This is a genomic window from Pseudomonas sp. W17, from assembly GCF_040268305.1.
GTDB lineage: Bacteria > Pseudomonadota > Gammaproteobacteria > Pseudomonadales > Pseudomonadaceae > Aquipseudomonas > Aquipseudomonas protegens.
In genome coordinates this window covers 5,240,218-5,265,141 of record NZ_CP158490.1, presented here as the reverse complement: position 1 = coordinate 5,265,141, position 24,924 = coordinate 5,240,218, and the positions used below count along the sequence as shown (strand labels likewise).

The 24,924-nt window shown below is 63.2% G+C and carries 25 protein-coding genes; 11 read left to right on the top strand and 14 right to left on the bottom strand.

The genetic code is table 11. From position 1 onward, the window contains the following. Nucleotides 1-8: 8 nt before the first annotated feature. The 5 genes from ABCR88_RS23990 to ABCR88_RS23970 all read right to left on the bottom strand — a co-directional run bounded on the left by ABCR88_RS23990 (nt 9) and on the right by ABCR88_RS23970 (nt 2,780). A complete protein-coding gene (locus tag ABCR88_RS23990) occupies nt 9-380 on the bottom strand; it encodes a glutathione S-transferase N-terminal domain-containing protein (RefSeq protein ID WP_041119439.1) in 372 nt (123 codons plus the stop codon). Nucleotides 381-483: 103 nt separating this feature from the next. Beyond that, nucleotides 484-1,029, bottom strand: coding sequence for a GTP cyclohydrolase I FolE (gene folE / locus ABCR88_RS23985; protein ID WP_011062625.1), 546 nt, complete (start codon nt 1,027-1,029; stop codon nt 484-486). 77 nt (nt 1,030-1,106) lie between these two features. Beyond that, complete coding sequence (locus ABCR88_RS23980) at nt 1,107-1,664, bottom strand: Smr/MutS family protein (RefSeq protein ID WP_350403628.1); 558 nt, start codon at nt 1,662-1,664, stop codon at nt 1,107-1,109. A 75-nt stretch (nt 1,665-1,739) separates the two neighbouring features. Further along, on the bottom strand, nt 1,740-2,060 hold the full coding sequence (locus ABCR88_RS23975; protein WP_041119438.1) for a hypothetical protein: 321 nt from the start codon (nt 2,058-2,060) through the stop codon (nt 1,740-1,742). Nucleotides 2,061-2,189: 129 nt separating this feature from the next. Then, a complete protein-coding gene (locus ABCR88_RS23970) occupies nt 2,190-2,780 on the bottom strand; it encodes a cysteine hydrolase family protein (RefSeq protein ID WP_011062622.1) in 591 nt (196 codons plus the stop codon). A 240-nt stretch (nt 2,781-3,020) separates the two neighbouring features. On the opposite strand from ABCR88_RS23970, the gene prmB reads away from it, so the two are divergent. Then, nucleotides 3,021-3,929 (top strand): 50S ribosomal protein L3 N(5)-glutamine methyltransferase, encoded by a 909-nt coding sequence (prmB, locus tag ABCR88_RS23965; protein WP_041119437.1) that lies wholly within the window; start codon nt 3,021-3,023, stop codon nt 3,927-3,929. Nucleotides 3,930-3,980: 51 nt separating this feature from the next. On the opposite strand, the gene ABCR88_RS23960 is transcribed toward prmB, so the two are convergent. Beyond that, nucleotides 3,981-4,772, bottom strand: a complete 792-nt coding sequence (locus ABCR88_RS23960) for a hypothetical protein (RefSeq protein WP_011062620.1) — start codon at nt 4,770-4,772, stop codon at nt 3,981-3,983. Nucleotides 4,773-4,871: 99 nt separating this feature from the next. Next, complete coding sequence (locus tag ABCR88_RS23955) at nt 4,872-5,825, bottom strand: alpha/beta fold hydrolase (RefSeq protein WP_015636592.1); 954 nt, start codon at nt 5,823-5,825, stop codon at nt 4,872-4,874. A gap of 141 nt (nt 5,826-5,966) precedes the next feature. On the opposite strand from ABCR88_RS23955, the gene aroC reads away from it, so the two are divergent. Genes aroC through ABCR88_RS23940 form a run of 3 tightly spaced genes read left to right on the top strand, consistent with a single transcriptional unit; the run spans nt 5,967 to nt 8,786 of the window. Next, the gene (aroC, locus tag ABCR88_RS23950; RefSeq protein ID WP_011062618.1) at nt 5,967-7,058 is read left to right on the top strand and encodes a chorismate synthase; all 1,092 of its coding nucleotides are present in this window, start codon (nt 5,967-5,969) and stop codon (nt 7,056-7,058) included. A gap of 34 nt (nt 7,059-7,092) precedes the next feature. Further along, nucleotides 7,093-8,241: an MFS transporter gene (locus tag ABCR88_RS23945; RefSeq protein WP_041119436.1), complete on the top strand. Its 1,149-nt coding sequence runs from the start codon at nt 7,093-7,095 to the stop codon at nt 8,239-8,241. Further along, on the top strand, nt 8,241-8,786 hold the full coding sequence (locus ABCR88_RS23940; protein WP_041119435.1) for an acireductone dioxygenase: 546 nt from the start codon (nt 8,241-8,243) through the stop codon (nt 8,784-8,786). The genes ABCR88_RS23945 and ABCR88_RS23940 overlap by 1 nt, the downstream gene beginning before the upstream one ends. Nucleotides 8,787-8,859: 73 nt before the next feature. Here the strand turns inward: ABCR88_RS23940 and ABCR88_RS23935 are convergent, their stop codons facing one another. Further along, nucleotides 8,860-9,138 (bottom strand): DUF3509 domain-containing protein, encoded by a 279-nt coding sequence (locus ABCR88_RS23935; protein ID WP_015636588.1) that lies wholly within the window; start codon nt 9,136-9,138, stop codon nt 8,860-8,862. Between the two features lie 681 nt (nt 9,139-9,819). On the opposite strand from ABCR88_RS23935, the gene ABCR88_RS23930 reads away from it, so the two are divergent. The 5 genes from ABCR88_RS23930 to ABCR88_RS23910 all read left to right on the top strand — a co-directional run bounded on the left by ABCR88_RS23930 (nt 9,820) and on the right by ABCR88_RS23910 (nt 15,596). Next, a complete protein-coding gene (locus ABCR88_RS23930) occupies nt 9,820-11,658 on the top strand; it encodes a long-chain-acyl-CoA synthetase (RefSeq protein ID WP_350403627.1) in 1,839 nt (612 codons plus the stop codon). A 97-nt stretch (nt 11,659-11,755) separates the two neighbouring features. Further along, nucleotides 11,756-12,274 carry an ankyrin repeat domain-containing protein gene (locus tag ABCR88_RS23925; RefSeq protein WP_093407781.1) on the top strand — a complete coding sequence of 173 codons (519 nt, stop codon included), beginning with the start codon at nt 11,756-11,758 and terminating at the stop codon, nt 12,272-12,274. A 109-nt stretch (nt 12,275-12,383) separates the two neighbouring features. Further along, the gene (locus ABCR88_RS23920; protein ID WP_350403626.1) at nt 12,384-12,914 is read left to right on the top strand and encodes a hypothetical protein; all 531 of its coding nucleotides are present in this window, start codon (nt 12,384-12,386) and stop codon (nt 12,912-12,914) included. An 85-nt stretch (nt 12,915-12,999) separates the two neighbouring features. After that, nucleotides 13,000-13,191, top strand: coding sequence for a PLDc N-terminal domain-containing protein (locus tag ABCR88_RS23915; protein ID WP_015636585.1), 192 nt, complete (start codon nt 13,000-13,002; stop codon nt 13,189-13,191). Nucleotides 13,192-13,508: 317 nt separating this feature from the next. Next, entirely contained in the window at nt 13,509-15,596 is a 2,088-nt protein-coding gene (locus tag ABCR88_RS23910) for an LTA synthase family protein (protein WP_011062610.1), read from the top strand. 162 nt (nt 15,597-15,758) lie between these two features. On the opposite strand, the gene ABCR88_RS23905 is transcribed toward ABCR88_RS23910, so the two are convergent. After that, nucleotides 15,759-15,911, bottom strand: a complete 153-nt coding sequence (locus tag ABCR88_RS23905; RefSeq protein ID WP_007945780.1) for a DUF3309 family protein — start codon at nt 15,909-15,911, stop codon at nt 15,759-15,761. A gap of 307 nt (nt 15,912-16,218) precedes the next feature. Here ABCR88_RS23905 and ABCR88_RS23900 point away from each other — a divergent pair, with 307 nt between their 5' ends. Together ABCR88_RS23900 and ABCR88_RS23895 are read left to right on the top strand one after the other, a co-directional pair. Next, on the top strand, nt 16,219-17,034 hold the full coding sequence (locus ABCR88_RS23900) for an SDR family oxidoreductase (RefSeq protein WP_236183940.1): 816 nt from the start codon (nt 16,219-16,221) through the stop codon (nt 17,032-17,034). 65 nt (nt 17,035-17,099) lie between these two features. Then, nucleotides 17,100-17,432, top strand: coding sequence for a YnfA family protein (locus tag ABCR88_RS23895; protein WP_011062607.1), 333 nt, complete (start codon nt 17,100-17,102; stop codon nt 17,430-17,432). Nucleotides 17,433-17,467: 35 nt separating this feature from the next. Here the strand turns inward: ABCR88_RS23895 and ABCR88_RS23890 are convergent, their stop codons facing one another. The 5 genes from ABCR88_RS23890 to mnmC form a co-directional block, all read right to left on the bottom strand. Beyond that, a complete protein-coding gene (locus ABCR88_RS23890) occupies nt 17,468-17,695 on the bottom strand; it encodes a YheU family protein (protein WP_011062606.1) in 228 nt (75 codons plus the stop codon). An 84-nt stretch (nt 17,696-17,779) separates the two neighbouring features. After that, on the bottom strand, nt 17,780-18,964 hold the full coding sequence (locus ABCR88_RS23885; protein WP_015636583.1) for an osmoprotectant NAGGN system M42 family peptidase: 1,185 nt from the start codon (nt 18,962-18,964) through the stop codon (nt 17,780-17,782). Between the two features lie 126 nt (nt 18,965-19,090). After that, a complete protein-coding gene (gene ngg / locus ABCR88_RS23880) occupies nt 19,091-20,836 on the bottom strand; it encodes an N-acetylglutaminylglutamine synthetase (protein WP_350403625.1) in 1,746 nt (581 codons plus the stop codon). A 3-nt stretch (nt 20,837-20,839) separates the two neighbouring features. Beyond that, nucleotides 20,840-22,612: an N-acetylglutaminylglutamine amidotransferase gene (locus ABCR88_RS23875; protein ID WP_350403624.1), complete on the bottom strand. Its 1,773-nt coding sequence runs from the start codon at nt 22,610-22,612 to the stop codon at nt 20,840-20,842. Nucleotides 22,613-22,815: 203 nt separating this feature from the next. Next, the gene (gene mnmC, locus ABCR88_RS23870) at nt 22,816-24,792 is read right to left on the bottom strand and encodes a bifunctional tRNA (5-methylaminomethyl-2-thiouridine)(34)-methyltransferase MnmD/FAD-dependent 5-carboxymethylaminomethyl-2-thiouridine(34) oxidoreductase MnmC (RefSeq protein WP_350403623.1); all 1,977 of its coding nucleotides are present in this window, start codon (nt 24,790-24,792) and stop codon (nt 22,816-22,818) included. Nucleotides 24,793-24,924: the final 132 nt, after the last annotated feature.

Sequence of the window (24,924 nt, the reverse complement as noted above, 5' to 3'; positions counted from 1 at the left end):
GGAGGGCGTCAGACGGTCGCGAAGCGCTGGTTCAGGTAATCGATGATCACCTTGGATTCATACATCCAGGTGGTCTGGCCGTTCTCTTCGATGCGCAGGCATGGCACCTTGATCTTGCCGCCCTGCTCCAACAGGGCCTGGCGGTCCTGCTCGTTGTTTTTTGCGTCGCGCAGGGCCACCGGCACATTCAGGCGATGCAGGGTACGGCGGGTCTTCACGCAAAACGGGCAGGCGTGAAACTGGTACAGGGTCAGGCCCTTGGCGGCTTCCGCGACTTGCGCCTGAGCGGCGGCGTCCCGCTGCTGCTTGCGTGGGCGGGTGATGAAGTCGATGAAAATGATGAGTTGGCCCAGGCCGACTCGCAGCGCTTTGACGATCACGGTTATTGCCTCTTGCCCATGAATGAAGGGGCGGCAGCTTACCTGATTTTTCCCGGGCGAAAAAAAACCGGCGATCAACGCCGGTTTTTTCGCCTGCAGCCTGTTACTTGATCAGGCTGAGGAATTCGCTGCGGGTCGCGGCATTCTCGCGGAACTCGCCCAGCATCACCGAGGTGATCATCGACGAATTCTGTTTCTCCACACCGCGCATCATCATGCACATGTGCTTGGCCTCGATCACCACGGCCACCCCGAGGGCGCCGGTCACTTGTTGGACGGCGTCGGCGATCTGCCGGCTGAGGTTTTCCTGGATCTGCAGGCGGCGGGCATACATATCGACGATGCGCGCGACTTTCGACAGCCCCAGGACCTTGCCGCTGGGAATGTAGGCGACGTGGGCCTTGCCGATGAACGGCAGCAGGTGGTGTTCGCACAACGAGTAGAGCTCGATGTCCTTGACCAGGACCATTTCGCTGTTGTCGGAGCTGAACAAGGCACCGTTGGTGACCTCTTCCAGGGTTTGGGCATAACCGCGGCAGAGGTACTGCATGGCTTTGGCGGCACGCTTGGGCGTGTCGAGCAGGCCCTCGCGGGAGACGTCCTCGCCCAGTTGGCCGAGGATCGCGGTGTAATTCTGTTCCAGGGACATGAAACTACCTGTGGGATTTTACGCAAAGGGCAAGGGTACGGTGGCGGACACGACGCTGCAAGCGTGATGCAGCGGCTTTATTCGTCACGGCCTTCCATCATGGTGCGCTTGAGCATGACGTACAGCGCCCCGGTACCGCCATGCCTGGCCTGGCAGGAAGTGAAGCCCAGCACCTGCGGATGCTGGCGCAGCCAGGTGTTGACATGGCTCTTGATCATCGGTCGTTTGCCGTCCAGGCGCACAGCCTTGCCGTGGGTGACGCGCACGCAGCGGATTTCGAACTGGGTGGCTTCAGCGAGAAAGGCCCAGAGGGTTTCCCGGGCCTTTTCCACGGTCATGCCATGCAGGTCGAGGCTGCCTTCAAAGGGGATCTGGCCGATTTTCAGCTTGCGCATCTGGCTTTCCTGAACCCCGTCGCGGGCCCACATCAGCTCATCTTCCGGCCCCACGTCGATGACGAACTGGTCGGACAGCCCGTCCACCGTGGTGGTCTCGCTGCATACGGTGGCCGCCTGGCGCAACTTGGCGATCTGCGCCCGGTCGCTCTTGGGTTTGCCTGTATCGGCACGATCGTGCTTGATCGGCTTGACGCCGCGGATCTCGTTTTTGAACAGGGAAAAATCGTCGTCTTGCATGTCAGCCTCCGCGAAGGGCGGCTAGTTTACCCAACTCGGAACACCTTAAGGCGCGCAAATCGCGCCTCGGGAATGTCAGTCGTGTTTTTTCATCAGGTGCGGCGCCATGTTCAGCGCCAGGGGCTGGCGCATGCGCCGCCGGCAGCGCCGCCACAAGCGTACGCCGACATACAGCAGCAACAGGCCAACCACCAGGATCACCGTCGAGCCCGCCGGGCTGGCATTCATTTCCCCCAGCGCCGGGGCACGGCCCAGCAGGCTTGCAGTACCGGCCATCGCCAGCAGCACGCCAAATGTCGCCAGTAGCGCGGAGAATCCCGCACCCAGGCGCAACCGCCAGTTTCGCGGGCTTTTGGGCCGCAATCGGCGTGCGTCAAAACCATCGGATATCTTCATTCCGACCTTCCTCAATGGGTATCGGCCCTTCGACCGGAAGTTGACCGGGTGGTTCCTGAGGCTAAGGCAATTGCTGCAAAGGCGAGGGGTTTATGGATGAGCGGCCCGCCAGCCGCTCACCAGGGCTGATCAGATCAGGCTTGCGGTCTGGGCGAGGGTGGCGAAGTTGTCGGCCATGATTGCCATTTCGGTTTGCTGAACGTGCTCGGCGCTGAGGATGCCACCCTTGTAGGGCAGGTCGCGGGTGGCGCAGGCGTCTTCTACCAGGGTGCAGCGAAAGCCCAGGTTCTTGGCCGCGCGCACGGTGGTGCTGACGCTGGAGTGGCTCATGAATCCGGCGACGATCAGGTCCAGGGAACCGAGGTCCTGCAGGCGCTTTTCCAGTTCGGTGCCGTGGAACGCGCTGGGCAGCAGTTTGCCGATGATGGTTTCGTCGCCTTGGGGTTCAAGGCCGGGAATGAATTCGCCGCGCTCGCCTTGTGGGTCGAACAGGCCGCCGACGGTACCGAGGTGGCGTACGTGCACCACTGGGCGACCGGCAGCCCGGGCCGCGGCCAGCAGTTGGCGGATGTTGGCCACTGCCGCGTCCATGCCGGACAGGGCCAGCGGGCCGCTGAGGTATTCTTTCTGGGCGTCGATGATCACAAGGGTCGCGTGGCTCAAATTGGCCGCTGCATAACCACGACCGCTGAGTTGAAACATCGTCTTTGGAACGGACATTCTGGGGCTCCTGTGAGTGGGGCTTTTGCGCCATTGTCCTCTGGCGGAGCGCTTCTGTGAATCGCTACTAACGTAAGGTGCGCCGTTGCTGGCCTGCAGCCTTGTCAAGTGGGGCAAGGTATGCAGCCTTCCCGAGCAAAAAAACGCTTGAACACTATTGCCCGTCGCTGGTTTTTCATTCGTCGTCGGCAAGCGTTTTGGCTGTTAGAATCGCCGGTCGTTTTGTCAGGAGTCTGTCCCGTGATCACTTCCCGCCTGCGCACCTTGCGCGACCATATCCGCTGGGCTGTCAGCCGCTTTCATGGGGAGGATCTGTTCTTCGGCCATGGTACCGACAATGCCTGGGACGAGGCCCGTCAACTGGTGCTCGGCGCCTTGCACCTGCCTTGGGAAATTGCCGACAGCTACCTTGATTGCGCGTTGGAAGACGACGAGCTGGTCCATGTGCAGCACCTGCTCAAGCGCCGTATCCAGGAACGCGTGCCTACCGCCTACCTGCTGGGCGAGGCCTGGTTCTGCGGCATGTCGTTCATTGTCGATGAGCGCGTGCTGATTCCCCGTTCGCCGATTGGCGAGCTGATCGAAAAACGTTTCGAGCCCTGGCTGGGCAGCGAGCCGGCACGGATTCTCGACCTGTGTACCGGTTCCGGCTGCATCGGTATCGCTTGTGCCTATGAATTCCGTGATGCCGAGGTGGTGTTGGCGGACCTGTCCTTCGAAGCCCTCGAAGTGGCCAACCAGAACATCGAGCGCCATGGCGTCGATGAGCGGGTGTTCACGGTCCAGGGCGACGGTTTCGATGGCCTGCCGGGGCAGCGCTTCGACCTGATCGTGTCCAACCCGCCCTATGTCGATGCCGAAGACTTCGCCGACATGCCGGATGAATACCAGCACGAGCCCGAACTGGGCCTGGCCTGTGGCGAGGATGGCCTGAACCTGGTGCGGCGGATGCTGGCCGAGGCGGCGGACCACCTGACCGAGAAGGGCTTGCTGATTGTCGAGGTGGGCAACAGCCAGGTGCATGTCGAGGCGCTGTACCCGGAGGTCGACTTCGCCTGGCTGGACTTCGAGCGCGGTGGCCACGGTGTGTTCATGCTGACCGCGGAGCAGTGCCGCGACCATCAGGCGTTGTTCGCGTCCCGGGTCTGAGCCGATTGCCGGCCCGCGCAACGCGGGCCTGTGGCGGTCAGGCGTTGCGGCTCAGCGATGAGTCGCAATCCAGATCAGCAGCCCGGCCTGGAATACCGCAAAGGCCACCAGGCAGGTGATGGTGAAGCGCAGACCGGTGTCCTCGCGCTTGTACTTGGTGACTTTCTCTTCCTGCTTGCGCAGCTTCACTTCCAGTTCTTCAAGATTCTGTTCGGCCTGCTGGAGCATCTGCGCCGCTTCCAGAATCTCCACGAACTGCAGCTTTTCGCTATTCCACTGGCCCAGCAGTTCACCCACCTGGACATCCTTGACGCTGCCCTTGAGGTGCTGGGCATCGGCATACACCACATCGAAACCCTGGGTGCGCAGCACGTGGTCACGACGCAGGCGCGTGTCTTCGTTGAGGGCATCCTTGTTCGCCAGGTCGAAGCCGTCGACCCGGTAGTGCGGCCACTTCTTCTGGGCCCACTGCGCTGCCTGGGCCAGCAGGAAACGGCCGATTCCGCGGTTCAGCGGTTCGACCTGCAGGCCGCCTTCGGGCTCGAAGTGCACCCGGCGAGTGTCGTGCTCTACCCACACGTCCAGGTGATTCTGTTCCTTGCGCACCCGTTGGCCGGGGAGGCTGATGGTCATGCGCAGCAGGCTGTGCTCTTTGTTGTTGCGTTCGGCATAACCGAACTCGACAAAGCGCAGAGGCCGTCCGCCCGTGGCGCGATCGGTCTGCAAGGGTGCCAGGCGCAGCATCTTGTGGTGTTCGGCCTGCACATCGGCCCACGGCAGCGGCGGCGCTTCCGGGGCGGCGGCTTCCTGCTCGGTGGCGGGTGAGTTCGGGGTATCAGTCATAACGGCGAGATCCTGTCCAATCGCTGCGCGCCGACAGCAATTGAACGGCCGGCAAAGGCTTATCGGCCGTTTTTTTCAGGACTGGAGGGCAAAAACAGCCTAACGGGTGTGAAGTCCGTCAATAAAATCGATGATCGCGCTGCCCAGTTCCGCTGCCAGCGGCAATTGCGGGTCCTTGTAGGAGGCCAGCTGGCGCTTGAGGTCATTGGGCACGATGCGCATCACATGGTTCATGCCTTCGATCAGGGCCAGTTGCGCATCCGGTTTGGCGGCCTTGAGGACCCTGGCGTCATCGACGCTGACCTGGATGTCGTTGCTGCCCTGGATGATCAGCGCCGGCATCTTCAGGCGGGCGAAGGCCGCCGCCGGGTCTTCGCGAAACAGGGTGATCAGGTAAGGCTGCACGCTGGGGCGAAAGATGACTTGCAGGGCAGGGGGCACATCCGGGTCGACCTTGCCGGCCTTGAGGCTGTCCAGCAGCTCATTGCTACGCAGCATCAGCGCCGGTGGCAGGCGGTAGCTCAACTGCTGGCGCAGGATCTGGTCCACCGGGCGGGCGGTTCCGGAGATCGAGATAACGCCTGCGGCATTCAATTGCGGTGCCGCCAGCGTGGCGATCAGTGCGCCTTCGCTATGCCCCAGGACTATCAGTTGGCCCAGGCGTGGATCGGCCTTGAGCTTGTTGCCCCAGGCCACGGCATCCGCGACATAGGCGTCCAGGGTCAGGTTACGTTCGTCCGGGGTCGCGGCGAGGCTGGCGGCCACTCCGCGCTTGTCATAACGCACGCTGGCGATGTTGTGCTTGGCCAGTACCCAGGCCAGGCGCTTGAGGCTGTCGTTGCGCCCGCCATCGGGGTTGTTGCCGTCGCGGTCAGTGGGGCCGGAGCCGGAAATGATCAGCACCACCGGCACCGGCTGCTCGGACTTGGGTAGCAGCAGCGAGCCGTACAGCTCACCGTGCCCGGTGTCCAGGCTCACGGGGCGTTGCAGGACGGCCGCATGAACCAGGCCGGTGAACAGGGAAAGGCTCAAGAGAAGAACTCGCAGCATCATCGCGCCATCATGGATAAGGTGCCGGTTTGACTCGGTAACAGGCAGAAGGTTCGAGGATGAACTAGTTGGGTAGCCTGCGTATACTGGCGCACGCGCTAATCCAGATTGAGTTATTTCGGCTGATTTCACGGAGCTCCCTGCATGTCCGGCAATACCTACGGCAAGCTGTTCACTGTCACCACCGCGGGCGAAAGCCATGGTCCGGCGTTGGTCGCCATTGTCGACGGCTGCCCGCCGGGCCTGGAACTGACTCTGGAGGACTTGCAGCGTGACCTGGACCGGCGTAAGCCTGGCACCAGCCGCCACACCACCCAGCGCCAGGAACCCGACGAGGTCGAGATCCTCTCCGGGGTGTTCGAAGGCAAGACCACCGGCTGTTCCATCGGCTTGTTGATCCGCAACACCGATCAGAAGTCCAAGGACTATTCGGCGATCAAGGATCTGTTCCGCCCGGCTCACGCCGACTACAGCTACCACCACAAGTACGGCATCCGCGACTACCGTGGTGGCGGCCGCAGCTCGGCCCGGGAAACCGCCATGCGCGTGGCGGCCGGGGCCATTGCCAAGAAGTACCTGGCCAGCCAGGGCATCGTGATTCGCGGCTACATGAGCCAGCTGGGCCCGATCGAGATTCCCTTCAAGACCTGGGATTCGGTAGAGAACAACGCCTTCTTCAGCCCTGATCCGGACAAGGTTGCGGAACTGGAAGCCTATATGGACCAGTTGCGTCGAGACCAGGATTCGGTCGGAGCGAAGATCACCGTGGTGGCCGAAGGGGTGATGCCGGGCCTGGGCGAGCCGATTTTCGATCGCCTGGACGCCGAGCTGGCCCATGCGCTGATGAGTATCAACGCGGTCAAGGGCGTGGAGATCGGCGCCGGTTTCGCCTGCGTTGCCCAGCGCGGCACCGAGCACCGTGACGAACTGACCCCGCAAGGTTTCCTCAGCAATAACGCCGGCGGCATTCTGGGCGGCATCTCCTCGGGGCAGCCGATCGTCGCTCACCTGGCGCTCAAGCCGACCTCCAGCATTACCACCCCCGGGCGTTCCATCGATATCGACGGCAACCCGGTGGACGTGATCACCAAGGGGCGCCACGACCCATGCGTGGGCATTCGCGCTACGCCGATCGCCGAGGCGATGATGGCCATCGTGCTGATGGATCACCTGCTGCGCCACCGCGGCCAGAATGCCGACGTGCGCGTCAGCACGCCGGTGCTGGGCCAGCTGTAATGCCGGTCCTGCCAGTCGCCACGGTCTGAAGGCCGTGGCGGCACTTCCCTACTGGCGGCTTTCCAGTTTCTACCTGTTCTATTTCGCGCTGCTGGGCTCGACCGCGCCATTCCTGGCGCTGTATTTCGATCACCTGGGGTTCTCCAGTGCGCGCATCGGCGAACTGGTGGCCATTCCCATGCTCATGCGCTGCGTGGCGCCCAACCTTTGGGGCTGGCTGGGGGACTACACCGGGCGGCGCCTGGCGATCGTGCGTTTTGGTGCGCTCTGCACCCTGGTCTGTTTCTCCCTGATCTTCGTCGACAAGAGCTATGCCTGGCTGGCCATGGTCATGGCCCTGCATGCTTTTTTCTGGCACGCGGTGCTGCCGCAGTTCGAAGTGATCACCCTGGCGCACCTGCAAGGCCAGGCCTCGCGCTACAGCCAGATCCGCCTCTGGGGCTCCATCGGCTTCATTCTTACCGTGGTGGCCCTGGGGCGTTTGTTCGAGTGGTTGAGCCTGGACATCTACCCGGTAGCGCTGGTGGTGATCATGGCGGGCATCGTCCTCAGCAGCCTGTGGGTGCCTAACGCCCAGCCTCGGGTGCAGGGGCCGCGGCACGCCGGGGAGGGCTTTGTCAGGCAACTGCGCAGCCCCGGTGTGCTGGCCTTCTACCTGTGCGTGGCACTGATGCAGATGAGCCACGGCCCCTATTACACCTTCCTGACTCTGCACCTGGAGCGCCTGGGCTATACCCGCGGGGTGATCGGCATGCTCTGGGCCCTGGGTGTGGTGGCCGAAGTGTTGATGTTTCTGGCGATGAGCTGGCTTCTGGCGCGCTTTTCCGTGCGGCGGGTGCTGCTGGCGAGCTTCCTGCTGGCAGCTCTGCGCTGGTTGCTGCTGGGCAGCCTGGCGGAACACCTCGGGGTGCTGTTGTTGGCTCAGGTGCTGCACGCGGCGACCTTCGGCAGTTTCCACGCCGCCGCCATTCATTTTGTGCAGCGCAGTTTCGGTGCCCGCCAGCAAGGCCAGGGCCAGGCGTTGTACGCGGCCCTGGCGGGAACCGGGGGCGCCCTGGGGGCCCTGTATTCGGGTTATAGCTGGAATGCCCTGGGCCCCACATTGACCTTTAGTATTGCCAGCGTCGCAGCCTTGGCCGCAGCCGTTATCATTGCCACCCGCATGCAAGAGGAGTTGCCGTAATGAGCAGCCTGTCCGTCTACCACGTATCCAGTCCGGACCTGCCGAACAAGGTCCTGACCCACTTCGACGATATCGCTGCCACCCTGGCCGAGCAGGGGATTCGTTTCGACCGCTGGCCTGCCACCACGCGTGTTGCACCGGGCACCGGCCAGCAAGAAGTGATAAGCGCCTATCAGGAGCAGGTCGATCGCCTGATGACCGAGGGTGGCTACGTCGGCGTGGATGTCATCAGCCTCGATGAAGACCATCCGCAGAAGGCCGAGCTGCGCGCCAGCTTTCTCGATGAGCACCGCCACAGCGAGGATGAAGTACGTTTCTTCGTTGCGGGCCGGGGCCTGTTCAACCTGCACATCGATGACTATGTGTACGCCGTACTGTGCGAGAGGAATGACCTGATCTCGGTGCCGGCGGGCACCGCCCATTGGTTCGACATGGGCGAGCGGCCGAACCTGGTGGCCATCCGCATGTTCAACAACCCCCAGGGCTGGAACGCAAGCCTGACCGGCGACGCGATCGCCAGCCAGTTCCCGCGCCTGGACGATTGAGCGGGGAGCACAACGTCAACGGACCGGGCCCACGCAAGGTGGGGCCGGCCCGGTCAGGTGCAGCGCAAGCGGCTTACGCGCAGTGGTAAGTCGGCAGGGCAAAGCGGTTCTGGCTTTGCAGCATGGAGATCTGTGGCAACTCACTGGCCTGTTCGGCCAAGTCCCGACGAATTGCGCTGATGACCCACGACAGTTGGTCGGCGGCGTGCAACTGTGCGTAGGAGATCGAACGCTTGAACTGTTTGCCTTCGCTGTTGCGCAGGGTCAACAGGATGCCACCGTCAGGGCGTGGCTGGGTGGTCACTTCGAAGTTGGAGAACAGGGAAGAAAATTTTTCTTGGATCAGGCTCATGTCTATCAGCTCCGTTAGCTCTTGAAGGGCAAGCGTGGAGTGATAGGTGCAGCGATTGTGCCAGTATCGTTTTTTTAAAATGTCCTTTAAAAACAATAGCTTATAAAAATCCAAAAAGCGCCTGTTCGTGCAAATTGCATGAATGGCCATCGTGCATCCTGCATTTTGCAGGTCCGCAGGGGTTGTTGGCGGGTGCCGTGGCAGTGTTGTGACCGCGGGCCAGGGTGGAAAATTCAATCGTTGAAGCGGGGACAAGCACGCTGCGTGGGGAGACCGAGGGTAGATACAAAAGTTTGCAAAAACCCCGTGTACAGCGTCGCGAGAGCTGACGTATTTTCCAGCCAGTCACGTGGGTTCAACCTGGCCTCGGCGGCCCCGCGAAAGTGGCTTGAACGGCGTTTCTGCGACATGGAATGTGTTGTGGCGCGATCTTGCTATCCCGCCCGACCAATAATAAGAACATAGGACGCTCTCCATGAACCTTTCCTGCGCCTCATCGCCGGTGCTCTTTGCTGCCCTGCGCTTGTCCTGCCTTCATCCCTTTGCGAGAGATATCCACAGCTCCCGCGTGCCGCTCGCCGCACCCTGGATCGCTACCCCCGGTTGAGCCTTGCGCCGCTGTTGCCAACGCCCGGCCGGCCAGGCCCGGGCCCAGATCCTTGCTGTGCAACCGGAGCAACCATGAACAAGCACAAGAGCGACATGATCACCTGGGGCATGATGCTGCGTAAGGTGCCCTCCATTGCCAGGGCACTGCCGCGGGTGGTGCGGGGCATGAAGGCGGGCAATATCGACAACCCGGACCAGCCCTGCGGCCTGGGCTGGAGCTTTGAGCAGGCGACCCTGCGCAACCCCGAGGGGCCGGCCTTGCTGTACGGTGACCGGGTGCTCAGTTATGCCCAGGTCAATCAGTGGGCCAACCGCATTGCTGCCTACCTGCAGGAGCAGGGCATCGGCAAGGGTGATGTGCTGGCGATCTTCATCGAGAACCGCCCGGAATTGCTGGTCACGGTGCTGGCGGTGGCCAAGCTTGGAGGCATTTGCGCGATGCTCAACACCGCGCAGACCCAGGGCGTGCTGGCGCACAGCCTGGCGTTGGTGAAACCGGCGGCGATCATCCTCGGCGGCGAGCTGCAGGCCGCTTACTCGGCGGTACGCGAGCAGGTGGGCATCGATCCGCAGCGCACCTGGTTCGTGGCCGATCAGGACACCTTTGCCGACCCCGGGCCGACCCCCGAGGGAATGCGCAACCTGATGGCCGAGAGCGTCGGTTACCCATCGGACAACCTGGCGCAGACCCAGCGCATCTTCCTCAATGACCCCTGCTTCTATATCTATACCTCCGGCACCACGGGGTTGCCCAAGGCCGGGATCTTCAAGCATGGGCGCTGGATGCGCACCTCTGCCGGCTTCGGCACCATCGCCCTGGATATGCAGCCCGGCGACGTGGTGTATTGCACCTTGCCGCTGTACCACGCCACCGGTCTGTGCGTGTGCTGGGGCTCGGCGATTACCGGCGCCTCGGGCTTTGCCATCCGCCGCAAATTCAGCGCCAGCCAGTTCTGGGATGATGTGCGCCGCTACAAGGCCACGACCGTGGGTTATGTCGGGGAGTTGTGCCGCTACCTGATCGACCAGCCGGCTTGCGCACGGGATACCGAGCACGGGGTCTCGAAGATGATCGGCAACGGGCTGCGCCCGGGCGTCTGGAGCGAGTTCAAGCAACGTTTCGGCGTCGGTCATATCTGTGAGTTGTATGCCGCCAGCGACGGCAATATCGGTTTCAGCAACATCCTCAACTTCGACAATACCGTGGGCTTTTCCCTGATCCCCTGGGCGCTGGTGGAATACGCCCACGATACTGGCGCGCCGCTGCGCAACAGCCAGGGCTTCATGCAGAAGGTGGCCAAGGGCGGCCAGGGGCTGTTGCTGGCGAAGATCGACGACAAGGCGCCCCTGGATGGCTACACCGACCCGGAAAAGAACCTCAAGGTGATTCTCAAGGACGTATTCGAGAAGGGCGACTGCTACTTCAACACCGGCGATCTGCTGCGCGATATCGGCTTTGGCCATGTGCAGTTCGTCGACCGGCTGGGAGATACCTATCGCTGGAAGGGCGAGAACGTTTCCACCACCGAGGTGGAGAACGTCCTCCTGGGGCACCCGCAGGTTGCCGAGGTGGTGGCCTATGGGGTCGAGATCCACAACACCAACGGTCGGGCCGGGATGGTGGCGATCACTCCGGCAGAATCCCTGGCGACCCTGGATTTCAGCGAGTTGCTGCAGTTCGCCCTGCAGCAGTTGCCGGCCTACGCAGTGCCGCTGTTCCTGCGGATCAAAGTGAAGATGGACACCACCGGCACCTTCAAGTACCAGAAGAGTCGCCTCAAGGAGCAGGCATTCGATCTGCAACAAATCGGTGACGAGCCGGTGTATGCCTGGTTGCCGGGCTCGGATACCTACGTGCGGCTGACCCCGCAGATTCTCGCGGACATTCAGGGTGGACGCCTGCGTTATTGATTCTGCCTATGGTGGCTCTCGGGAAAAAAGGGATGACAGGCTGGCGCCGGCTTGGGGAAACTAGCGCCTTTCCGAATTGCCGAACCTGGAGTTTCCGATGACCGACAAAAGCCGCCAGATGACTGAAGAAGAGGCCGCCCAGTTTGTCGAACAGGTGTTCAACGTGGCCCGCCAGGGCGACGCACAGATGCTCGACAAACTGGCTGCCAGTGGCCTGCCGGTCAACCTGCGCAATCACAAGGGCGACACGCTGCTGATGCTCGCCGCCTATCACGGCCATGTGGACGCGGTGCAGGTGCTGCTCAAGCACCAGGCCGACCCCGAGATCCGCAACGACAATGGCCAGAGCCCGATTGCCGGGGCTGCCTTCAAGGGCGACCTGGCGGTGGTCAAGGCGCTGGTGGAGGGGGGCGCCCAGGTGGAAGGCTCGTCCTTCGACGGACGTACCGCGCTGATGATGGCGGCGATGTTCAACCGCACTGAAATCGTCACCTACCTGATCAGCCAGGGCGCCGACCCCAAGGCCCTCGACAGCAATGGCGTGAGTGCCCTGGAAGCGGCCAAGACCATGGGCGCCATGGATACCACGGCGCAGCTGGAAAAACTCCTGGCCTGAGCCGGCGATGATCGGGGCGCGCGGGCGTCAGGTACTGCCTGGCGTGATAGCTCGGGCACTTTAGGCTATTCTTCGCGCCCCTTGATTTCCTCGCTTCCAGGATGTGCCCATGAAAACCGCCCTTATCGAACTCATTAGCAAGATCAGCTCCGGGTGCATGGGCGATGCCGAGATCCAGCAGATCGCCGAGGAGGCGAGCCAGGCCTACGCCGACCCTCAGGGATTCCTGGCAGCCAACCCGGATATCAACTACGACGACAGTTTCCCCATTCCCCTGGGGGAATGGGTGGTGGTCGGCAGCCTGCCGGAAACCGTGTTGTTTCAGGCCGATACCTATGTCGACCTGTTCGCCCAGATCGTCGCCTCGTTCGGCAAGGACGTGGCTTTCAACATCAAGCCCAAGCAGTTGGCCAAGATCGAAGCCCTGACGGCCTTGAACCGCATCCAGATCCAGATGGGCAGCATGAACCCGGAAAACGGCGGCTATGTGTTGATGAACTTCAGCCAGTTGCTGGATGACGAGTTGCAGATGGTACTGGTCTACGGCAACGACGTGCCGCGGGTGCTGGAGCTGTGCGCCGAGGTCGGGATCGCCGCAGCGCGGGCCCTGGAGGCCTTGAAGATCGCCGTTCATGTCTGAAGCCCGAGCGGCTGTGGAATAAAACGGAACCCTGATCCAGCACGGCTATCCTAAAGAGGCACGCCATCATTTAGGGAGCGACACCATGGGTTCCACCTTCAATGGCCTGGTTGGCCTGATCATTCTGGCCCTGGATATCTGGGCCATCATCAACGTACTCAAAAGCGGCGCCGAAACTGGGATGAAGGTCCTCTGGGTGCTCTTGATCATTCTCCTGCCGGTGCTGGGGCTGATCATCTGGGCGATCGCCGGGCCGCGAGGCAATGTGCGGCTCTGAAGCGGGAGACGCAGGTTGCACAGGGAAAAGGGCCGTCAGGCCCTTTTTTGTGTGACTAAACATGCGTTGAACGAAATTTTCACAAACGCTCTAAGACAATTCGCCGGCGCTTTTTCCCCGGTATAACTCTCTGCAATCTCTTGTCCCAGAGCCGTTGGCAGTGGGTTTTTCGGTGCTGCCCACTAATCAATGGCAATGCCTTGAGTGATCGTGCAACATTTGCGCACCGCGAATTCCCCCGTCGCCCTGGCGGCAACAAGAGGGCAGAACGCAGCTTTATCTTTGCAACTTAAACTTCCAATGGGTCCTAAAACCACATGGCAAACTCGGATGCCCTGAGTCAGCAGCGATCCTCGAATCGCCTGCTGCAACCGACCGTTAAATCCCATCTGGCCTACACGCTGTTGTGCGCCCTGGTCATGATGGTGATGCTTTCCCTGTTGCGCGTCGCGCTGCTGATCTATAACCGCGAGATGATTCTCGACACTCCGGCCTCGACCTTCCTCGAAGCGTTTGCCAACGGGCTGCGTTTTGATCTGCGGCTGGTGGTCTACCTCAGCGTACCGCTGCTGCTGGCGCTGTTCAGCGCCCGGGCCATGGCGGCTCGCGGGGTGTTGCGCTTCTGGCTGACAGTCACCTCCAGCATCGCGCTGTTCCTCGGCCTGATGGAGATGGACTTCTACCGAGAGTTCCACCAGCGCCTCAACGGCCTGGTCTTCCAGTATGTGAAGGAAGACCCGAAAACCGTGATGAGCATGCTCTGGTACGGCTTCCCGGTGGTCCGCTACCTGCTGGCCTGGGCCGTGGGCACCTGGATCCTGAGCCTGGCATTCAAGGGGGCCGACCGCGCCACCCGGCCCCGCGGCCCGTTCAGCGGCGGCAATGTCGGCACCCGGCAGATTGCCCCCTGGTATGCGCGCATTGCGGTGTTCGTGGTGTGTCTGCTGATCTGCGTGGTTGCAGCCCGTGGCACTCTGCGCCAGGGCCCGCCGATGCGTTGGGGTGACGTCTACACCACCGAATCCAACTTCGCCAACCAGTTGGGCCTCAATGGCACGCTGCAACTGATGGCGGCGGCCAAGGATCGTCTGTCCGAGGACCGCACCAATATCTGGAAGGCCACCTTGCCTCAGCCTCTGGCCCAGCAGACCGTGCGCGACATGCTGCTGGTGCCGAGTGACAAGCTGGTGGATGCCGATATTGCCGCCGTACGCCGCACCTACACGCCGGATGGGGAAAAGACCCTGCCGATCAAGAACGTCGTGGTGATCCTGATGGAAAGCTTCGCCGGGCATTCGGTGGGTGCCCTGGGACGTCCGGGGGAGATCACTCCGTACTTCGACAAACTGTCCAAGGAAGGCCTGCTGTTCGACCGCTTCTTCTCCAACGGCACCCACACCCACCAGGGCATGTTCGCCACCATGGCGTGCTTCCCCAACCTGCCTGGCTTCGAATACCTGATGCAGACCCCGGAAGGCAGCCACAAGCTGTCCGGCCTGCCGCAATTGCTCAGTGCTCGCAACTACGATGACGTGTATGTCTACAACGGCGATTTCGCCTGGGACAACCAGTCGGGGTTCTTCAGCAACCAGGGCATGACCAACTTCATCGGCCGTAACGACTTCGTCAATCCGGTGTTCTCCGACCCGACCTGGGGCGTGTCCGACCAGGACATGTTCAACCGCGGCCTGGAAGAGTTGAAGGCCCGGGAAGGCAAGGGGCCGTTCTATGCCCTGCTGCAGACCCTGTCCAACCACACGCCGTATGCCCTGCCCACGCCTTTGCCGGTGGACAAGGTGACCGACCGCGGCAGCCTCAACGAACATCTGACGGCCATGCGCTACTCCGACTGGGCCCTGGGCCAGTTCTTCGAGAAAGCGCGCAAGGAGCCTTACTTCAAGGAAACCCTGTTCGTGGTGGTGGGCGACCATGGCTTCGGCAACGAGCAGCAGATCACCGAAATGGACCTGGGGCGCTTCAACGTGCCCATGCTGATGATCGCTCCGGGCATCCAGGAAAAGTTCGGCCAGCGTGACCACACCGTGGGCACCCAGATCGACATCGTGCCCACCATCATGGGTCGCCTGGGTGGCGACGTACTGCACCAGTGCTGGGGGCGCGACCTGCTCAACCTGCCGGAAGGCGACAAGGGCTTCGGCGTGATCAAGCCTTCGGGCAGTGACCAGACCGTAGCGCTGCTGACGGCGGACCGGGTGCTGGTGCTGCCCAAGGAAATGCCGCCACGGCTGTACAAGTACGAGCTGGGTTCGGCACCGGGGGGCGAACTGATCCCGGATTCTGCCGATGAGGCGCAGCTCAAGCAGAAGCTGGAATCCTTCCTGCAGACGGCGACCAAGAGCTTGCTCGACAACACCGCAGGCGTGGTCAACGGGAAACCGGACTAAACGCTGCAGCGCCGGCCCTGTCATGCGGGGTTGGCGCAAGTTGCCCGCGTGAATAGAACACCCCACAAGTGGGGTGTTTTTTATTCGGGCTAATAAAAAGGCGCCGGTGAAGACCGGCGCCTTTTTACGTTCAAACATGCTCTGGGGCGAGCAATAAGGGCGTTATATCCTGCCCAGCAGCAAGAGTACCAACAGCACCACCAGCACGACGCCAATGATTCCTGAAGGCCCATAACCCCAGCTTCTGGAGTGCGGGAATACTGGCAGGCCGCCAATCAGCAGCAGAATCAGAATAACGATCAGAATGGTGCCCATGGCTGTTTCCTTATTGGAATAGAGTTGAACAACGCAGTTATTCAAGGACAAGTTCGTTTTAGGGATAAAGCGAACCGCTTAATAAGTCCGACTCTGCGCCCTTCTAGAAAATTCCAAGTATTTTTAAAGCTTTCCGCTTTTGGTCTTATTTCCTTTGCGCCTGCCCGGAGCAGGGGGGCGGATGACAGGTCGGGGGCACCGGGCCGGCGGTTTGCCCGGGGCATTCAGCACCCTGATGGTGCGTGGGTGGCGCAGGGGCCTTCGCTACACTGCGGCTCATCTTCCCCGGAACAACAAGGCAACTCTTATGCAAAATCGCATGATGATCACTGGCGCCGGCTCCGGCCTGGGTCGCGAAATCGCTTTGCGCTGGGCCCGCGAGGGCTGGCGGCTGGCCTTGTCCGATGTCAGCGAGGCGGGCCTGCAGGAAACCCTGAAACTGGTGCGTGCGGCCGGTGGTGACGGTTTTGTGCAGCGCTGCGATGTGCGTGACTACAGCCAGTTGACCGCCTTCGCTCAGGCCTGCGAGGTGAAGTTCGGCGGCATCGACATCATCGTCAACAACGCCGGCGTGGCCTCTGGCGGGTTTTTCAGCGAACTGTCGCTGGAGGATTGGGACTGGCAGATCGCGATCAACCTGATGGGGGTGGTCAAGGGCTGCAAGGCCTTCCTGCCGCTGCTGGAGCAGAGCAAGGGCAAGATCATCAATATCGCTTCCATGGCGGCCTTGATGCAGGGCCCGGCCATGAGTAACTACAACGTGGCCAAGGCCGGAGTGGTGGCGCTTTCCGAGAGCCTGTTGATCGAGCTCGCGCAGCAGGAAATCGGCGTGCATGTGGTCTGTCCGTCGTTCTTCCAGACCAACCTGCTGGACTCCTTCCGGGGACCGACGCCGGCCATGAAGGCCCAGGTGGGCAAGTTGCTGGAAAACTCGCCGATCACAGCCGCCGAGATCGCCGACTACATCCATGCCCAGGTCGATGCCGGCCAGTTCATGATCCTGCCCCACGAGCAGGGCCGCTTGGCCTGGGCCCTGAAGCAGAAAAATCCCCAGGCGCTGTACGACGAAATGACCCTGATGGCCGACAAGATGCGCGCCAAGGCCAAGCAAAGCGCCAGTTGAGCTTGCCCAATCCCCCTGGGCGTCGTTAGGGTTGCCGGCATCCGACAATCCTGACGAGTTCCTGCATGCTCAATTACCTGTGGTTCTTCCTCGCCGCGCTGTTTGAAATCGCCGGCTGCTATGCGTTCTGGATGTGGCTGCGTCAGGGCAAGAGTGCCTTGTGGGTGATTCCCGCGCTGGTCAGCCTGACCCTGTTCGCCCTGTTGCTGACCAAGGTCGAGGCCACCTACGCCGGGCGCGCCTATGCCGCCTACGGAGGCATCTATATCGTCGCTTCGATTGGCTGGCTGGCGGTGGTGGAGCGGGTACGGCCCCTGGGTTCGGATTGGCTGGGGCTGGCGCTGTGCGTGATCGGGGCCAGTGTGATTCTGTTCGGCCCGCGTTTTTCCAATGGCTGAATAACCCGGCCCAGGGGGCTGGGCCGGGGGTAGGGTCAGTCGAACAGCTCCTTGGGCACATCGTGCTTGAGCATCAGTTGGCACTGTTCGCTGTCCGGATCGAAGACGATCACCGCCTGGCCCTTGGTCAAGGCCTGGCGCACCCGCAGCACACGGGTCTCCAGGGGCGTTTCATCACCGTTGTCGGTGCCCTCGCGGGTCACGAAGTCCTCGATCAGGCGGGTCAGGGTGTCGACTTCAAGTTGGTCGTGGGGAATCAGCATGGGGGCCTCCGGCAAACAATCCGGGATCCTACTGCGCCCGGGGCCGTGCCGCCAGCCAGGGCGTGCACAAACTCCGGGGCGGGTTCAGGATTTCTGCCCCACCAGGCTGTCCACCGAGGGCACCCGGGTATCGCTTTCCATTTGTGCATCGTGCTCCAGTTGATGGCTGAAGCGGTCCAGTGAGCCCTGGGCCGGTTGCGCGTCGCTGGCAAATACCGGCGGGCTGAGGATGTAGGCCCCCAGCAGGCGGCTGAGTGCCGCCAGGCTGTCGATATGAGTGCGCTCATAGCCGTGGGTGGCGTCGCAACCGAAGGCCAGCAGCGCAGTGCGGATGTCGTGGCCGGCGGTGACCGCCGAATGGGCGTCGCTGAAGTAGTAGCGGAACAAGTCGCGACGTACCGGCAACTCGTGTTCGCCGGCCAGGCGCAGCAGGTGGCGGGACAAGTGATAGTCGTAGGGGCCACCGGAGTCCTGCATGGCCACGCTCACCGCATGTTCGCTGGAGTGCTGGCCCGGGGCGACCGGGGCAATGTCGATGCCGACGAACTCGCTGACGTCCCAGGGCAGGGCCGCTGCTGCACCACTGCCGGTTTCTTCGGTGATGGTGAATAGCGGATGGCAGTCGATCATCAGCGGCTCGCCGCTGTCGACTATGGCCTTGAGCGCGGCCAGCAGCGCGGCGACACCGGCCTTGTCGTCCAGGTGCCGGGCGCTGATATGGCCGCTTTCGGTGAACTCGGGCAAGGGGTCGAAGGCAACAAAGTCACCCACGCCTATCCCCAGGGATTCGCAGTCGGCACGGGTGGTGCAGTAGGCATCCAGGCGCAGCTCGATGTGGTCCCAACTGATGGGCAGTTCGTCCACCGCGGTGTTGAAGGCGTGCCCGGAGGCCATCAGCGGCAGGACGCTGCCGCGCAATACGCCGTTGTCGGTGAACAGGCTGACCCGGCTGCCCTCGGCAAAGCGGCTGGACCAGCAGCCCACCGGGGCCAGGGTCAGGCGGCCGTTGTCCTTCACCGCGCGCACGCTGGCGCCAATGGTGTCCAGGTGCGCCGAGACGGCCCGGTCCGGGCTGTTCTTCTGGCCCTTGAGGGTGGCGCGAATGGTGCCGCGACGGGTCAGCTCGAAGGGGATGCCCAGTTCTTCAAGGCGTTCGGCGACATAGCGCACGATGGTGTCGGTAAAGCCGGTGGGGCTGGGAATGGCGAGCATTTCCAGGAGGACTTTCTGCAGGTAGGCGAGGTCGGGTTCGGGAATCTTGCGGGTCATGGAAACTCCTGATGAGAAACGGCCATCGATGGTTTCGATGAGGGCATGGATGGAGGGCCAGGGGGCGCCTTCGCTGCCAAGCCAGCTCCTACCAGTGAGGGTAGGAGCCGGCTTGCCGGCGAAGGATCACGGCGCCGGTTGGCTGTGGGGAAACAGCAGGTCGACAAAACGTTCGGCGGTGGGTTGCGGTTCGTGATTGGCCAACCCGGCGCGTTCGTTGGCTTCGATGAACACGTACTCGGGCTGATCCGCCGCCGGCACCATCAGGTCCAGGCCCACCACGGGAATGTCCAGGGCACGGGCTGCGCGGATGGCGGCGTCGGCCAGGGTCGGATGAAGGATGCCGGTGACGTCTTCCAGAGTGCCGCCGGTGTGCAGGTTGGCGGTGCGCCGTACAAACAGCCGCTCCCCGGCGGCCAGTACGCTGTTGTAGTCGTAGCCGGCGGCGTGCAGGGTGCGCTGGGTCTCCTGGTCCAGGGGGATTTTGCTCTCGCCGCCGGTGGCCGCCTGGCGGCGACGGCTGCGGGCTTCGATCAGCGCGCCGATGGAGTGCTGACCATCACCGATGATTTCCGCGGGACGGCGGATAGCCGCTGCCACCACTTCAAAGCCGATCACCAGGATGCGCAGGTCCAGGCCTTCGTGGAAGCTTTCCAGCAGTACCCGGCTGTCAAAGCGGCGGGCGTGGTCGATGGCCTTTTGCACCTCTTCGATGGTCCGCAGGTCCACCGCCACGCCTTGTCCCTGTTCGCCATCCAGGGGCTTGACCACCACCCGCTGGTGCTCGTCGAGAAAGCCCAGGTTGTCATCGGCGTTGCCCGCCAGTTGCTGCGCCGGCAGGTTCAAGCCAGCACCCTTGAGTACCTTGTGGGTCAGGCTCTTGTCCTGGCACAGGCTCATGCTGATGGCGCTGGTGAGATCGCTCAGCGATTCCCGGCAGCGTACCCGGCGCCCGCCGTGGCTGAGGGTGAACAGCCCGGCGTCGGCGTCGTCCACCTGCACATCGATGCCCCGGCGATGGGCTTCCTCGACGATGATCCGCGCATAGGGGTTGAACTCCGCCTGGGGCCCGGGGCCGAGGAACAGCGGCTGGTTGATGCCGTTCTTGCGCTTGATGGCGAAGGTCGACAGGGTGCGAAACCCGAGTTTGGCGTAGAGGTTCTTGGCCTGGCGGTTGTCGTGCAGCACCGACAGGTCGAGGTAGCTCAGGCCGCGGCTCATGAAGTGTTCGATCAGGTGGCGCACCAGCACTTCGCCGACGCCCGGGCGACTGCAGTCGGGGTCCACTGCCAGGCACCAGAGGCTGCTGCCGTGTTCCGGGTCCTGGTAGGCCTTGTGGTGATTGAGGCCCATGACGCTGCCGATCACCGCGCCGCTGTCTTCGTCCTCGGCCAGCCAGTACACCGGCCCGCCCTGATGGCGCGGGGTCAGCAGTTGCGGGTCGATGGGCAGCATGCCGCGGGCCTGGTACAGCTGGTTGATGGCTTGCCAGTCGGCTTCGCTCTGGGCGCGACGGATGCGGAAACCGCGGAATACCCGAGTGGCCTGGCGGTAATCGCTGAACCACAGGCGCAGGGTATCGGAAGGGTCGAGGAACAGTTGCGCCGGTTCCAGCCCGAGCACCTGTTGCGGCGCTGCCACATACAGAGCGATGTCGCGCTCGCCAGGTCGCTCGTTGAGCAACTCCCCGGCCAGGCTGGTGGAGTCGGGAAAGGTATGGCCGATCAGCAGGCGGCCCCAACCGCAATGTACCGCGATCGGTTCGCACCCGGGTTCGCTGCCGTCTTCGGCGAAGCGCGCCTGCAGGCGTTCGTAGGACGGCGCCTGGCCGCGCAGCAGGCGTTGGCTGTAAGCCGTGGCGTGAGCTTTCATCGGTCAGATTCCTTGTTCGCTGAGCCACAGGTTCAATGCCGCCAGCTGCCACAGCTTGGAGCCGCGCAAGGGCGTCAACTGGCCCTGGGGATCGGTCAGCAGGCGGTCGAGCATGGCCGGCTTGAACAGGCCGCGATCCTGGCTCGGGTCCAGCAGCAGTTCGCGTACCCAGTCCAGGGTCGCGCCCTGCAAGTGCTTGAGGCCCGGCACCGGGAAGTAGCCTTTCTTGCGGTCGATCACCTCGCTGGGGATCACCAGCCGCGCAGCTTCCTTGAGCACCTGCTTGCCGCCGTCCGGCAACTTGAAGCGCGCCGGCACACGGGCCGAAAGCTCCACCAAGCGGTAGTCGAGGAACGGCGTGCGCGCCTCCAGGCCCCAGGCCATGGTCATGTTATCCACACGCTTGACCGGGTCATCCACCAGCATCACCGTGCTGTCCAGGCGCAGGGCCTTATCCACAGCTGCGTCGGCACCGGGCTGGGCGAAATGCTCGCGGACAAAATCCCCGGCGGCATCGTTGGCGGTCAGCCACTGCGGTTGTACGGTGGCCGCGTAGTCGTCGTAGCTGCGGTCGAAGAAGGCCGCACGGTAGGCCGCGTAGGGGTCGCTGGCGCCGTCCACCTGCGGGTACCAGTGGTAGCCGGCAAAGAGTTCGTCGGCGCCCTGGCCGCTTTGCACTACCTTGCAGTGCTTGGCCACTTCCCGGGACAGCAGGTAGAAAGCGATGCAGTCGTGGCTGACCATCGGCTCGCTCATGGCCCGAAAGGCCGCGGGCAACTGTTCGATGATTTCACGTTCGTCGATGCGCAACTGGTGATGCTGGGTGCCGTAGTGCCGGGCAATCAGGTCGGAGTACTGGAACTCGTCGCCCCGCTCGCCACCGGCGTCCTCGAAGCCGATGGAGAAGGTCGACAGGTTGTCCACCCCGACCTCCCGCAGCAGGCCCACCAGCAAGCTGGAGTCGACACCGCCGGACAGCAGCACGCCCACATCCACCGCTGCCCGTTGGCGGATGGCCACCGCTTCACGGGTGCTGTCCAGCACCCGGTCACGCCAGTCTTCCAGAGTCAGGTTGGTTTCGTCGGCACGGGGGCCATAGGGCAGGGTCCACCAGGTCTGCTGCTCGGTGCGGCCGTCGGCCTCGATACGCATCCAGGTGGCCGGCGGCAGTTTTTCGATGCCTGCCAGCAGGGTTCGCGGTGCTGGCACCACGGCATGGAAGTTCAGGTAGTGGTTGAGCGCCACGGGGTCGAGCAGTGGGTTGATGTCGCCACCTTTGAGCAACGCCGGCAGGGCCGAGGCGAAGCGCAGGCGCTGGCCGGTACGCGACAGGTACAGCGGCTTGACCCCGAGGCGGTCGCGGGCGATGAACAGGCGCTGGGCATCGCGCTCCCAGATGGCGAAGGCGAACATGCCGTTGAGCTTGGGCAGCAGGTCCGCGCCCCAGGCGTGGTAGCCCTTGAGCAACACCTCAGTGTCGCCGCCGGAATAGAAGGCATAACCCTTGGCTTCCAGTTCGGCGCGCAGTTCAGGGAAGTTGTAGATCGCGCCATTGAAGGCCAGGGACAGGCCCAGTTGGTTGTCGACCATGGGCTGCGCCGAACCGTCCGAAAGGTCCATGATTTTCAACCGTCGATGGCCGAGGGCAATCGGGCCCTGGCTGTGAAAGCCCCAGGCGTCCGGGCCGCGAGGGGCCAGGTGGTGGGTGATTCGTTCAACCGCTGCCAGGTCGGCAGGTTGATGATCAAAGCGTAATTCGCCAGCTAGTCCGCACATAAGTCCTTACCGGTTTTTCCGTTGGGGAGAGTCAATCTGCCGCCGTCAAAAGGGCGGCTACCTGGAAACTGACCTGTGCGTAACTCGGGAGTTTTAGATCGATCAGTTATAAGCAGTTGAGTGGGGCCGGACGGTTGGATGTAGCGCTTGGTGCTGGCCAGCGGCCATTGGCGGCGCTGGAAAGTCAGCGCCGCCGCTCTGCTTCAGGCCTTGCCGCGAATCAGGCGACGCAGGGCAAAACGGTTCGGATGGCAGGCTTCGGCCACGCTTCTGGGCAGGGGCAGGGGCTCGTTTTCCAGCCAGGCGGCCAGCAGCTCGCCGGACAGCGGCGCGGTGATCAGCCCACGTGAACCGTGGCCACTGTTGATGTACAGGCCGTCGAGCCAGGGGCAGGGCAGGTCCGGCACCTGGCGCGCATCCTTGCCCAGGGCGGCGTAGGTTTCGGCAAAGGCAAGCGGGTCCGCCAGGGGGCCGACGATGGGCAGGTAGTCCGGGCTGGTGCAGCGGAAGGCTGCGCGGCCTTGCAGGCTGTCCAGGGGCAGTTGCTCGGCACCCAGGCGGTGCAGCAGGTCGCCGGAGATTTCCCGCAGCATCTCCAGGTTGCCGGCATGCTCGGCGCTGGTGGGGGTCAGGTCCTGGCTCTTGAAGTCGAAACTGGCGCCCAGGGTGTGTTCCCCCAGGCGCGCGGGGGCGACGTAGCCTTCGGCGCAGACCACCGTGGCCAGGCTCTGGCTTTGTGCGGTCTGGGGCAGGCGGGTGATCTGCCCGCGAATGCGCTTGAGGGGCAGGTCGGCGCTGGCCGGGAAGCGCTTGATCTCGGCCGCACCGGCGAGGATCACCACTGCGGCGCTGGCCAGCATCCGGTCGCCGTCCCAGGCTTGCCATTGCTCATCGACCCGACGCAGTTCCAGGACTTCCCGGTGTGCCAGGACCTGGATCCGCGGGTGGCTGGCCTGCCATTGGCACAGGGCCGGCGGATGCACCCAGCCACCTTCGGGGTAGAACAGGCCTCCGTGCTCAAGGCCGATACCGGCCCGGGCCTGGGCTTGGGGTTGGTCCAGCAGGTGCAGCAGGTCGGCGGGAAAAGCCGCGGCCAGTTGGGCCTGGCGCTCGGCTTCCTTGGCGTTGAAGGCCAGTTGCAGCACGCCGCAGCCATCCCAGTCCTGGCCGCGCTGCAAATGCTCCAGTTGGCGCCGGGTATAGCCGAAGCCGCTGAGGATCATCTGCGACAGAGCGGTGCCGTGGGCCGAGAGCTTTAGGTAGAGCACGCCCTGGGGATTGCCCGAGGCCTCCCGGGCCAGCTCTGCATGACGCTCCAGCAATTGCACCTGCCAGCCGCGGGCGGCCAGGCTGGCGGCGCTGGCACAACCGGCCAGCCCGCCGCCGATCACCAGGGCGGTCTTCTCTCGCAGTGCGGGGCGGGCGAACCAGGGCCTGGCCCTGGCCGGCGCCGGCGCATCCTCCGGCCAGCCGAGGAACTCGCCTCGCAGTACCTCCCATTTGTGGCCGATGCCCGGGGTACGTTTCATCTTGAAGCCGGCACTGTTCAGCAGCCGGCGTACCCAGCCGGTGCTGGTGAAGGTACTGATAGTGGAACCTGGGGCGGCCAGGCGCGCCAGTTCGGCGAAGAGCTCGGCGGTCCACATGTCAGGGTTCTTGGCCGGTGCGAAACCGTCGAGAAACCAGGCATCGACCTGGGCGTCCAGTTGCGGCAATTGCTCCAGGGCATCGCCGATCAGCAGGGTCAGGATCACCCGCCCGCCCTCCAGCACGATGCGCTGGAAGCCGCCATGCACTGCCACGTACTGCTGCAGCAGCGGTGCACAGAGGCTCGCCAGTTCCGGCCACAGGGCCAGGGCCCGTTGCAGGTCGGCAGGGCTCAAGGGGTACTTTTCCACACTGACGAAATGCAGCCGGGCACCAGTCGGGGCTTGTTGCTGGAACAACTGCCAGGCGCAGAGAAAGTTCAGCCCGGTGCCGAAGCCGGTTTCACCGATAACGAAGCGTTCGCCATCGGCCAGGGCGGCAAAGCGCTGGCCCAGGCGGTTCTGTTCGATGAACACGTGGCGGGTTTCATCCAGGCCCGATTCGCTGGAGAAGTACACATCGTCGAAGACCCGCGAGCGCGGGCGTCCTTGGTCGTCCCAGTCGAGCTGGGCGTGGGGCAGTTCAGGGATCATGTTCGGCTCATGTTGCGCAAGGCGGCCATTCTAGCCCATCGCGCCGGCGGCGCTTGATCCATGGCAAGGCGCTGCAGGTTCGGGGATTTGTTTTCCCTGGCCGAGGTCGATCCGCTAGTCTTGGAAAATTCT